The organism is Mesorhizobium metallidurans STM 2683 (assembly GCF_000350085.1).
Classification (GTDB): domain Bacteria; phylum Pseudomonadota; class Alphaproteobacteria; order Rhizobiales; family Rhizobiaceae; genus Mesorhizobium; species Mesorhizobium metallidurans.
Window position 1 is genome coordinate 1 of sequence record NZ_CAUM01000161.1, and the last position, 11143, is coordinate 11143.

At 63.8% G+C, this 11143-nt stretch carries 13 protein-coding genes; 9 read left to right on the plus strand and 4 right to left on the minus strand.

Annotated elements, in window-relative coordinates:
• Both MESS2_RS28290 and MESS2_RS28295 read right to left on the minus strand, forming a co-directional pair.
• Positions 1-1154 (minus strand): fumarylacetoacetate hydrolase family protein (locus tag MESS2_RS28290; RefSeq protein ID WP_040594190.1); only part of this gene is annotated, 1154 nt, incomplete at its 3' end.
• Between the two features lie 246 nt (positions 1155-1400).
• Positions 1401-2093: a FadR/GntR family transcriptional regulator gene (locus MESS2_RS28295; protein WP_008878051.1), complete on the minus strand. Its 693-nt coding sequence runs from the start codon at positions 2091-2093 to the stop codon at positions 1401-1403.
• Between the two features lie 179 nt (positions 2094-2272).
• Here MESS2_RS28295 and MESS2_RS28300 point away from each other — a divergent pair, with 179 nt between their 5' ends.
• Genes MESS2_RS28300 through MESS2_RS28335 form a run of 8 tightly spaced genes read left to right on the plus strand, consistent with a single transcriptional unit; the run spans position 2273 to position 9561 of the window.
• Entirely contained in the window at positions 2273-3268 is a 996-nt protein-coding gene (locus tag MESS2_RS28300; RefSeq protein ID WP_008878052.1) for an ABC transporter substrate-binding protein, read from the plus strand.
• Between the two features lie 12 nt (positions 3269-3280).
• On the plus strand, positions 3281-4108 hold the full coding sequence (locus tag MESS2_RS28305; RefSeq protein WP_008878053.1) for an ABC transporter permease: 828 nt from the start codon (positions 3281-3283) through the stop codon (positions 4106-4108).
• A 1-nt stretch (position 4109) separates the two neighbouring features.
• Entirely contained in the window at positions 4110-4913 is an 804-nt protein-coding gene (locus MESS2_RS28310) for an ABC transporter ATP-binding protein (protein WP_008878054.1), read from the plus strand.
• Between the two features lie 6 nt (positions 4914-4919).
• Positions 4920-5675 carry an ABC transporter permease gene (locus MESS2_RS28315; RefSeq protein ID WP_008878055.1) on the plus strand — a complete coding sequence of 252 codons (756 nt, stop codon included), beginning with the start codon at positions 4920-4922 and terminating at the stop codon, positions 5673-5675.
• A gap of 2 nt (positions 5676-5677) precedes the next feature.
• Complete coding sequence (locus MESS2_RS28320; RefSeq protein WP_008878056.1) at positions 5678-6370, plus strand: fumarylacetoacetate hydrolase family protein; 693 nt, start codon at positions 5678-5680, stop codon at positions 6368-6370.
• Positions 6363-7883 carry an acyl--CoA ligase gene (locus MESS2_RS28325; protein ID WP_008878057.1) on the plus strand — a complete coding sequence of 507 codons (1521 nt, stop codon included), beginning with the start codon at positions 6363-6365 and terminating at the stop codon, positions 7881-7883. The genes MESS2_RS28320 and MESS2_RS28325 overlap by 8 nt, the downstream gene beginning before the upstream one ends.
• 2 nt (positions 7884-7885) lie before the next feature.
• Positions 7886-8872 carry a 2-dehydropantoate 2-reductase gene (locus MESS2_RS28330; protein ID WP_008878058.1) on the plus strand — a complete coding sequence of 329 codons (987 nt, stop codon included), beginning with the start codon at positions 7886-7888 and terminating at the stop codon, positions 8870-8872.
• Between the two features lie 53 nt (positions 8873-8925).
• Positions 8926-9561: a 2'-5' RNA ligase family protein gene (locus MESS2_RS28335; RefSeq protein ID WP_008878059.1), complete on the plus strand. Its 636-nt coding sequence runs from the start codon at positions 8926-8928 to the stop codon at positions 9559-9561.
• Between the two features lie 10 nt (positions 9562-9571).
• Here MESS2_RS28335 and MESS2_RS28340 read toward each other — a convergent pair whose 3' ends face one another.
• Both MESS2_RS28340 and MESS2_RS28345 read right to left on the minus strand, forming a co-directional pair.
• Positions 9572-10057, minus strand: coding sequence for an SRPBCC family protein (locus MESS2_RS28340; RefSeq protein WP_008878060.1), 486 nt, complete (start codon positions 10055-10057; stop codon positions 9572-9574).
• The gene (locus MESS2_RS28345; RefSeq protein WP_008878061.1) at positions 10054-10413 is read right to left on the minus strand and encodes an ArsR/SmtB family transcription factor; all 360 of its coding nucleotides are present in this window, start codon (positions 10411-10413) and stop codon (positions 10054-10056) included. Before MESS2_RS28345 ends, MESS2_RS28340 begins: the two co-directional genes overlap by 4 nt.
• A gap of 170 nt (positions 10414-10583) precedes the next feature.
• Here MESS2_RS28345 and MESS2_RS28350 point away from each other — a divergent pair, with 170 nt between their 5' ends.
• On the plus strand, positions 10584-10931 hold the full coding sequence (locus MESS2_RS28350) for an ArsC family reductase (RefSeq protein ID WP_040594191.1): 348 nt from the start codon (positions 10584-10586) through the stop codon (positions 10929-10931).
• Positions 10932-11143: the final 212 nt, after the last annotated feature.

An 11143-nucleotide genomic window follows, 5' to 3' on the forward strand; every position in this document is an offset into this window, starting at 1 on the left:
ATGAGGTCGGCTTTGGCGAGATCTCGCATCAGATGGCTGGCGCCGTAGGTCCAGTGCGGGCAGTCAGGCGACAGCCGCACGCGATTGACCAGGGCGCCGAATTTCTCCGACGAGATGGTAACGATGTCGCCGACCTTGTGCGTAAAGCCCTTGCCCTTTTCGCCGCGATCCTTCGACGGCACGAACATGGTGCCGAGATAGAGCGCCAGACCATCGGGGTATTGGTGATGCGGCCCCATGGCCGCCGCGACCAGCTCTTCCGGCGAGCGGCTGATCTCCGCCATCGAACTCGCGCCCTCCAGCGAAAACCCGTCCTCGCCTTCGACCTTCAGGCGCACGATGGCCTGTTTCACGTCGTCGATGGAAAATGTCGCGTCGAACAGCCGGATGAACGGGCCAAGCGAGGCTGAGGCGTTGTTGTCCTTGGCCTTGCCGAGCAGCAGCGCCGAGCGCCCTTCGACATCGCGCAGATTGACGTCGTTGCCGATCGTGGCGCCGACGATCCTGCCTTGGCTGTCGGCGATCATCGCGATTTCCGGCTCCGGATTGTTCCAAGTCGACACCGGATGCAGGCCGACATCGGCGCCGAAGCCAACCGAGGCCATCGGCTGGCACTTGGTGAAGATCTCGGCATCCGGGCCGATGCCCACCTCCAGATATTGCGACCAGGCGCCGCGCGCAATCAGCTTGGCCTTGATCTCCATCGCCTCCGGCGAACCGGGCTTGAGCTTCGACAAATCATGGCCGATCAGCCCGGCGATGTCGGCGCGAATGGCGTCGGCCTTCTCGGCCGAGCCGCGCGCCTGCTCCTCGATGACGCGTTCGAGCAGGGATACGACGAAGGTGACGCCCGACGCCTTCACCGCCTGCAGGTCGACCGGGGACAGCAGGTACGGCTGTGCAGGATCGCGTGCGGCCTGGAAACTGTTGGCGGCGATCGCATCAAGCGAGCCGACCGCTCTGCCCTCGGCCGAGCGCACATGTGCGGCAGGATCCGGCATCTCGCAGACATCGCGCACGGTCGGCGCGGCGCTCGACGTGATGTCGACGACCGTGCCATCGCGCACCGTGACGACCAGCGGGTGGGACGCATCGCTCGTTCTGGCGCGGCCGATGAAGAGGCCCTCGGTGGGCAGGTGCGTCGGGTTGGTCATGCCTTGAAATCCTCCATTGTCTCGTCCCGCCACGACAGTCGCCTTGCAGATGATCGATCGACAAACCGGCTTGGCCGGAGCGGCGCGGCACTTTCAACAAATTCCAGCCAAAGGTCTATCCCGTCCCTGGGGCGAGCTTGGTTCTCGAGCGATCTTTGCCCGATTGGACCTCAATTGATTTTGACGTGCGCCAATGGCGAGGCGGAGACGTGCGTTCAAAATCATTGATGCGCAGCTGTAGCCCGGCTACTCGGCGGCTTCGCGAACAGGTATCAGGCGCCGCTCGACCTGTTGCAGATGCAGGCGCATCGCCGCCGCCGCGCCGCCGAGGTCGCGATCGGCGATCGCTTCGACGATCCGTTCATGGTCGGCGAAGCTGTGATGGTCTGCCGGGGGACGGGCGCCCTCTGCACGAAGCCGCCCCCAGACCACGGTCCGGCGCACGGCGTTCAGCACATCGAACAGGCCGAGCAGCACATTGTTACGGCTCGCCTGCGCGATCTGCCGGTGCAGCAGATTGTCGATGTTCTCATATTGCCGCCATGTCACCGCCTCCCGCGTCTGCACCAGCGATTGCCGCATCGCCGCGATGTCGGAAAGCGTGGCGTGCAGCGCCGCTTCGCGCGCGATCTCGGGTTCGATGATCAGGCGCGCGCGCATCACATCGGCCGGATTTGTGCGGCCCGCGATTTCGGAAATTCCGATCGTCTCCTCGACCGGCCCCCTGCCGACGAAGGTTCCCCTGCCGACGTGGCGCCAGATGCGGCCGTCCTTCTCGAGCACCGCCAGCGCCTTGCGCAGATCGCCGCGCGACACGCCAAGGCTCTCGCACAGTTCCCGCTCCGCGGGCAGCCGCGTTTCACCGGAATGGTCCATCTGGGCCAGATAGGCCTGAAGCTGAACCAGGGCGGCTTGGCCGCCATTACCGGCATCGTCCATCAATTTAACCAATTCGCATATTGATTCGTCTTCTCGGTGTTAAAACGATTGGTGGAAACCGTCAACTACCAAGTTTTCCCGGGGCGGCGCCTCCGGAACGGTGCGATTTGTCCTTGACCAATCAGCATCATAGGCTTAACCAATTGGGGAAATGGTTACAAGAAACGGGAGGAATGACAATGACCAGCATGTCCAGACGTACCATCCTTGCCGCCGCTTTCGCTGCGGTTATGGCAAGTGCGCCGCTCATGTCGGCCGCAAATGCGGGCGACATGCGCATCGCATTCGGCGACCTTCCCGGCATCGAATCCATCCAGACGCTCGCCGCGATAGAGCGCGCCAAGGAGCGCGGCGTGAATGTCGAACTCATCGTTCTCAATGACGAGGATCTGGCTGCCCAGGCGATTGTCGGCGGCCAGGCCGATGTCGGCATCGGCGCGCCCTATACATTGATCCAGAAGGCAGGCGTGCCGATCCGCGTCTTTGCGCAGATATCGACGCTGCGCTTCTTTCCTGTCGTCAACAGCGAATTCTACAAGGAATGGAAGGATCTGGACGGGCAGGACGTCGCCGTACAGGCGCGCGGTTCCGGCACCGAGGCGGTCATGCTGCTGATGGCGAAAAACCAAGGCATCAAGCTCGGCAACATCAGCTATGTCCCGGGCTCCGAGGTTCGCCGCAACGCGCTGCTCCAGGGGACGCTGAAGGCGTCGATCGTCGATGCCGCCAACCGGCGCGCGCTCGAGGCCGAAGCCCCCGGCAAGTTCATCGTTCTGCCGGTCGAGGATCTCGGCGCCTCCGACGAAGCGCTTTTCGCCACGGCGGATTATCTGAAGAACAACGCCGCCGACGTCGATATCCTGGTCGAGGAATTGATGAAGACGGCGCGCGAGATCACCGAGAACCCGGCTGTCGCGGTCGAATTCCGCAACAAGTATAAACTGCTGCCCGATCTCGGCGCGGAAGCCGATGGCGAGATCACCGAATACTACAAGGAAACCGCCGCAGCCGGCAGCCTTGCGCTGAATGGCGGCGGAGCGGACGCAGCCGCCGACGACTTTGCCTTCTTCAGCCTTGCCGGCCAGATCGAGGGCGACCCCGCCAGCCTCAAGGTCGCGGACTTCTGGGATGTCGCCGCAATAGACCGCGCCGTCGCCAAGCTCGGCAAGAAATAGGCGGCCTGGCGAATGGCCCCGAGCATTAGAACCGACGGCGAGGCCGCCGGCCTCGCTCCCGCTTCCAGCCGCGGCACGACGGGCGCCTGGTGGGAAGAGCCGGTCGTGCTCAGGCTCGTCTCGATCGCTGCCTTCGCGGCGATATGGGAAGTGGCCGGCCGCATCCCCGTCAGCTTCGCCTTCCCGACCTTTTCCGACACCATGGTCGCGTTTTTCGAACTGCTTGCCGACGGCAGCCTGGCCAGCGCCTATCTCTCGACACTGCAGCCGCTGGTGCTCGGCGTCGTCCTGTCAGCGTTCCTGGGTGTCGGCCTCGGCACGATCTGTGGCCTCTGGCGCACCGGCGAATGGCTGCTGATTCCCGTGTTCATCGTGCTTCAGGCAGCCCCCGTCGCCGCCTTCATTCCGATGGTCACCTTCGTCTACGGGATAGGCATGACCGCCAAGACGCTCGCTGTCATTATCCTTGCGCTGCCGGTCATAGTGCTCAACACCTACAAGGCCGTGCGCAACGTCAACCAATCGCTGCTCGTCATGTGCCGGTCGTTCCTCGGCACGCCGTGGCAGACCGTTGCCAAGATCATTCTCCCGGACGCCAGCCCGGTGATCTTTGCCGGTCTGCGCCTCGGCGTCGCCGCCGGGTTCGTCGGCGTGGTGCTCGCCGAACTGCTGATCACCCCGACCGGCATCGGCGACCTCATCACGTTCCACCGCTCGCGCGCGGACTACGCCGAGATGTATGCAACAATCGCCTCGATCATTGCCCTTTCCACCCTGACGCTGGTCTTTCTGCAATGGGTGGAAGCTCGTGTGTTCAGGCCCGAGAAGAGAGGTGCCTGATATGCGCGCCACCGCATTGCGAAATGGGCCGTCGCCAGTGCCGGCACGGATCGATTCAATCGTCGAGGTGAGGGGGATTTCCAAGACCTATGGCAATGTCGAGGCGCTGCGCGGCATCGACCTCGACTTTCCCCGGGGCAAGCTGACCAGCCTTCTCGGCCCCAGCGGTTGCGGAAAGACAACGCTGTTGAAGATCATCGCGGGCCTGATAAAGGCCGATGGTGGAACCGTCGCCATCAATGGCAAGCGCGTCAGCGCACCGGGCCCCGAACGCGCTTTCGTGTTCCAGGACTTTGCGCTGATGCCTTGGGCGACCGTGTTGCGCAACGTCGCCTTCGGCCTGGAATTGCGTGGCACCAGCAGGGCCGAACGCGAGGAGATCGCCCGCCGCTACATCGCCGAAGTGGGTCTCGCCGGCTTCGAGGACAAATATCCCCATGAGCTGTCGGGCGGCATGCGCCAGCGCGTCGGCCTGGCGCGCGCCTTGTCGGTCGATGCCGACGTCCTGCTCCTCGATGAACCGTTTTCGGCGGTCGACGAGCAGAACCGGCGCAAATTCCAGGAGGACCTGATCCGGCTGCGCACCAACCGGAACAAGACCTTCATCTTCGTGACGCACTCGATCGAGGAGGCTGTCTACATCTCCGATCGCATCGTGTTGTTGTCGCCGCGGCCCGGCCGGGTTTCGCGGATCATCGAACCGGAAATCGACCGCTCCGGCGACCCTGAGCGCATTCACCGCGACCGGCACTATCTCGATACCGTCGATGAGATATGGCAGGGACTGAAGCAATATGTGGAATGATCGGCAATGACCCTGTTCGGCTATCGCATACCAATGATGGCGTCCCTGCTTGTCTGGTGCGTCATGTGGGAGATTGTCGGCCGGCTGAACCTTGTCTTCCTGCTGCCGCCCTTCAGCGAGGTGCTGGCGGCAGCGGTTGATCTCGTGCAGACCCCGTCCTGGCAGAAGGCCACGGTCACCACGCTTCGCGCCTTCGCCATGGGCATGGCGCTCTCGATCGTCATCGGCGTGCCGCTGGGCATCCTGATGGGACGCATCAAGATCGCCGACGACCTGCTTGGCATGTGGGTCAACATCTTTTCCAGCGCGCCGCTCTCGGCGATCGTTCCGGTACTGATGATCCTGTTCGGCTTCGGCGAGAAGACGATCGTCGCGGCTGTGTTCCTGTTTGCCATCTGGATCATCGTTCTCGACACACGCGCCGGCGTCCGCCATATCTCGCCGTCGCTGATCGAAATGGCGCGTTCCTATGGCGCTTCGCGCCCGGCGCTTTACACCAAGATCATCCTTTGGGCGGCCCTGCCGGAAATCCTTGCCGGCATCCGCCTCGGCCTCATTCGCGGCGTCAAGGGTGTCGTCATCGGCCAGTTGCTCGTCGCCATCGTCGGTTACGGTGCGCTGTTCGAGACCTTCTCTCGCAATTTCCGCATGGCCGAATTCTGGGCCTTGACCATCATCCTTTTCGCCTTCGCCCTGGTGATCGCCGAGCTGATCGAACGGGCCGAAGCCAAAGTCGAATATTATGCAGGAGCAAGACAGTGAACATGCACGGCACGACCTATGTCATCGAACCGCAGGCAATCCCGAGCCTGCCCGTGGCGGGAACCGACAAGAGGTTTCCGGTGCACCGGGTCTATTGCGTCGGGCGCAATTATGCCGCCCATGCGGTCGAGATGGGGCACGACCCCAACAAGGAGCCGCCGTTCTTCTTCCAGAAGAACCCCGACAACCTTGATACGTCGGGAGAATTTCCCTACCCTCCGGCCTCCAATGATGTTCATCACGAAATCGAAATGGTCGTGGCGCTGAAAAGCGGGGGTACCGATATCCCGGTCGAAAAGGCCCTGGACTGCGTGTTCGGCTATGGCGTGGCTCTCGATATGACCCGGCGCGACTTGCAAGGGAAGGCGAAGGACATGGGCCGCCCATGGGAAGTCGGCAAGGCTTTCGAGGCATCAGGGCCATGCACGCCGCTGGTTCCGGCAAGCACAATCGGCCATCGCGACAAGGGAGCGATCTGGCTGGACGTCAATGGCCAGAGAAAGCAGACTGGCGACCTCAACCAGATGATCTGGAAAGTTCCCGAAATGATCAGCTATCTCTCAGGTCTGTTCACGCTGATGCCGGGGGACATCATTCTTTCCGGCACGCCGGCGGGCGTTGGGGCAGTCATTCGCGGCGACGTTCTGCGCGGCCATGTCGAGGGCGTCGGCGACCTAGAGGTTCGCGTTGTCTGAAGCAGCATCGATTGTTGAACGGCTGGCTGCCGGAGCCGACGATGCGCCGGCGATTGCAGCCCCGGACAGGATCACGCTCACCCATGGCGGGCTGCGCCGCCTGATCGCCGAAACGGCGGCGCGGCTCAATGCGCTCGGCCTCGGCCGTGGCGACCGGGTGGCCATCGTGCTGCCGAACGGCCCGGAGATGGCGACGGCCTTTGTCGCCGTGGCGGCCGCCGCCGCGACGGCGCCGCTCAATCCGGCCTACCGGGCCGACGAGCTCGATTTTTATCTCAGCGATATCGGCGCCAAGGCAATCCTGGTCGCCGAGGACGAGAGTGGCCCGGCGGTGGCGGTTGCCGAGCGCCTCGGCATAGCCGTGCTGAGACTGGTCGCGCGGGGTGACGCGCCAGCCGGCAGTTTCGAGATCGAGAGCAAACCGGTCGGTCCGTCTGTTTCGTCCGGCCTGGCCGAGGATGGCGACATCGCGCTCTTGCTGCACACCTCCGGCACCACGTCGCGCCCCAAGCTGGTGCCGCTCAGCCAGGCCAATCTCGCCGCCTCGGCTGCCCATATCGGTGCGACGCTCGGCCTGACGGCCGAGGATCGCTGCCTCAACATCATGCCGCTCTTCCACATTCATGGGCTGATCGCGGCGGTGCTGTCCTCGCTTGCCGCCGGCGGCAGCGTTTTCTGCACGCCGGGCTTCAATGCGCTGCGTTTCTTCCATTGGCTCGGCGAGGCGCGGCCGAGCTGGTACACGGCGGTGCCGACCATGCATCAGGCGATCCTGCCGCGCGCGGCGCGCAATGCCGATCAACTGTCGGCCGCACCGCTGCGCTTCGTCCGCTCGTCCTCGGCGTCCCTGCCGGCGCAGGTGATGGCCGAGCTCGAAGCGACCTTCGGTTGCCCGGTAATCGAATCCTATGGCATGACGGAAGCCGCGCACCAGATGGCCTCGAACCGGCTGCCGCCGGGCCAGCGCAAGCCGGGCAGCGTCGGCGCCGCCGCCGGGCCTGAAGTGGCGGTAATGGCGCCGGACGGGCGGCTGCTGAAAGCCGGCGAGACCGGCGAGATCGTCATTCGCGGTCCCAATGTCATGGCCGGCTACGAGAACAATCCGGACGCCAATGCCAGCGCCTTAGCCCATGGCTGGTTCCATACCGGCGACCAGGGCGTGCTCGACGAAGATCTCTATCTGCGCGTTACCGGGCGGCTGAAGGAGATCATCAACCGCGGCGGCGAGAAGATCTCGCCGCTCGAGGTCGATGGCGTGCTGATGGATCATCCGGCGGTGGCGCAGGTCGTCACCTTCGCCATGCCGCATGACAAGCTTGGCGAGGAGGTCGCCGCCGCGATCGTGCTGCGCGAGGGCATGGCCACGACCGAGGCCGATATCCGCGGATTTGCCGCGACGCGGCTCGCCGATTTCAAGGTGCCGCGCAAGGTCCTGATCCTGGAAGAAATCCCCAAGGGCGCGACCGGCAAGCTGCAGCGCATCGGCCTCGCCGCCAAACTTGGTCTTGGCTGACCATGCGGATCACCGTCTTTGGCGCCGGCGCGATCGGCGGCTATCTCGCGGCCAAGCTTGCCATGGCCGGCCGGGTCGATCTTTCGATCGTCGCGCGCGGCGCGCATCTCGACGCGATCCGGGCGGACGGACTTCGCCTGATCGAGGACGGTCAAGAGTCTGTCGCTCCTGTCAGGGCGGCCGCGCGAGCCGAGGAGCTTGGCGTGCAGGACTATATCGTGCTGGCGCTCAAGGCCCATTCCGTTGCCCCGGCGCTTGACCAGATCGCGCCGCTGCTTGGACCGGGCACAGCCGTCGTCACCATGCAGAACGGCGTGCCGTGGTGGTATTTCCATGACGTTGGCGGGCCGCTCGAAGGCACAAAGCTGCAGGCCGTGGATCCCGGCGGCGCGATCTGGGACCGGCTTGGGCCGCAGCGCGTCATCGGCTCCGTCGTCTATCCCGCGGCCGAAGTGGATGCGCCCGGCCTGATCCGCCATGTCGAGGGTACTCGCTTTTCGCTTGGCGAACCTTCGGGCGAGAAGAGCGAGCGCGTCATGCGGCTTGCCGAGGAAATGGTTGCAGCGGGTTTGCAAGTACCCGTCCGCGACGACATCCGCAGCGAAATCTGGGTGAAGCTCTGGGGCAATCTCTCCTTCAACCCGATTTCCGCGCTGACCGGCAGCACGCTTGCCGCGATCGTTGCCGATGAGGCAACCCGCGCGCTTGCCCGAACCATGATGCTGGAGGCGCAGGCGATCGGCGAAAGCCTCGGCGTCCGCTTCCCGATATCGGTCGACCGCCGCATCAAGGGCGCCGGCGATGTCGGCGAGCACAAGACCTCGATGCTGCAGGATCTGGAGCGCGGCCGCCCGATGGAGATCGACGCGCTTGTGACGGCGGTGCAGGAGCTCGGCCGCCTGACCGGCCAGCCGACACCGACAATCGACAACGTGCTGGCGCTGGTGCGCCGCCTTGCTATCGAGCGCGGGTGCTATTCTCCCTTGTAATTTGTTCTCGTTTTGTTCTAGTCTGCTGGATAAAAATGCCGGAGGGATCAGCCGTGAACGAGCTGCCTTCATTCGGGATCGGCAAGAACGGCCAGACTTTCTTCCGCTGGGACGAGCCGGACCAGCGGCGCAACGATCGGCTGTTTTTCGCCATTCTTTTGGAAAGCACGATTGCCACGCCGCTGGCGCTGAAGGCGGCTGGCTGGCAGCGTGAGTTGGGCCTGCGCGGCAAGCTTATTGCGGCCGAACAGTTGCACATCTCGCTGGTTGGGCTCGGCGATCATGATGGATTGCCGATGTCGCTTGTGGAAGCCGCCTGCCGCGCCGGCGGGCTCGTCCAGGCGGCATCTTTCAATGTTTCCTTTGATCGCCTGTCGGCCTTCGGTGGCGGCGCATTGGTGCTGCGCGGCAGCGACGGCATCCCACCCTTGCAGACCTTTTGGCGCAGCCTCGGCGCCACGCTCGCCGACAGCCCGCTGAAGCCCTTCCTGGCGAACTCCTTCGAACCTCATGTCACCTTGCTGCGCGACAGGACGCGTGTCGCGAAGCTTGGCGAACGAACCATCGAACCGATCGGCTGGACGGTCCGCGACTTCGTGCTCATCCACAGTTTCCTGGGGCAGGGCCGGTATCAACTCTACGGGCGCTGGCGGCTGAGCGGCCAGGACGACGCGGTAGCCGCCATGTGAGAAGGCACCGTCAGATCGTCTTGACGTATTGCGCAAGCTGGTCGAGCACCGTGCCCCAGCCGTCATAAAAACCCATCTCCTCGTGGTTGTTGCGCGTCGCTTCATCGCGGTGGATGGCGGTCGCGGTATAGCGCGTCGCCTTGCCTTCCGGCTGAAAGGATACGACCGCGGTGATCAATGGATCCCCCGATGGCCGATAGCCGGGCAGCAGCGCGTCGGTCCACACCAGCCGCTCGTTCGGCACGATGTCGAGGTAGCAGCAACGCCGGTCGTTGACTTGCTTGCCATCAGGCGACTGCATGCGGGTCCGAAACAGGCCGCCGGGCCTGAGGTCGATCTCGCAATCGGTGATGATCCACGGCTTCGGCGTGAACCATTGGCGGACGTGCTCGGGCTTGGTGTAGGCGGTCCACAGCAGTTCGCGCGGCGCATCGACAACGCGTTCGAGGACGAGGTCCAGCTTGAGGTCCGGTTTGAACAGCGGGGGCTGGCTCATATGTCTTTCTCCTTGAGTGTCATGACGTAGGCGTCGAACTGGTCGAGGCGCCGCTCCCACAGCGTGCGCTGTTCGGCCAGCCAGTTTTCCGCAAGCTTCAGCGGTTCCGGCGCGAGCTGGTAGGTCCTGATACGGCCGGTCTTTTGCGAGTGCACCAGCCCGCAGCCTTCCAGCACCTTCAAGTGCTCGACGAAGGAGGGCAGGGCCATGCCGAACGGCTGCGCCAGCTCGCTGACTGACGCCGGGCTCATATTCAGCCGCTCGACCACACGGCGGCGCGTCGGATCGGAAAGCGCCCGGAAGATGCCGTCGATCGGTGGGATGCTGGAACCGGCGGTCTGCGGGTTTGTTGCCACGGTCAGGTCTTCCTCGCGCCGCTGCTTCGATGCTTCTGAAAATACTTAGGTAAATTCCTTAGTATTGGCAAGTCCCAAAATTCTGGAGATATGGGCCAGGGCGCTGGCAAAGCGGGAAGGGCGGTTTTAGGCTGAAGCGGATTCGACAGTCAGCCCGGAGAAATACGCTTTTGACAATCACAATGTACGGCATCACCAATTGCGACACGATCAAGAAGGCGCGCGTCTGGCTGGAGGGCCATGGCACTGCCTATCGGTTTCACGACTACAGGGTCGAAGGGCTGGACGCGAAGCGGCTGGATGGCTGGATCGGCAAGGTTGGTTGGGAAATCCTGCTCAACAAGGCGAGCACGACGTTCCGCGAACTGCCTGATAAGGACAAGCTGAACCTCGATGAGAAGAAGGCCAAGGCGATGATGCTGGCCAAGCCGACGATGATCAAGCGCCCGGTGCTGGAGGTGGGCGACCGCATCTTGGTTGGCTTCAAGGCGGATGTTTATGAGGAGGTAGTGAAATAGCTTGCGAGGCGGCGAAGCTGCTAATCTCCCCCCTTGCGGGGGAGATGGCCGGCAGGCCAGAGGGGGGTGCGAAGGAACGCGACGTTGGTAGATTTGTCCCAGCGCGAACCTGTTTCCAGTGCGCGGCAGTGAAATGGTTGAAGAGTTGGCGGGACAGCACCCCCCTCTGCCCTGCCGGGCATCTCCCCCGCAAGGGGGGGAGATCAGACGGG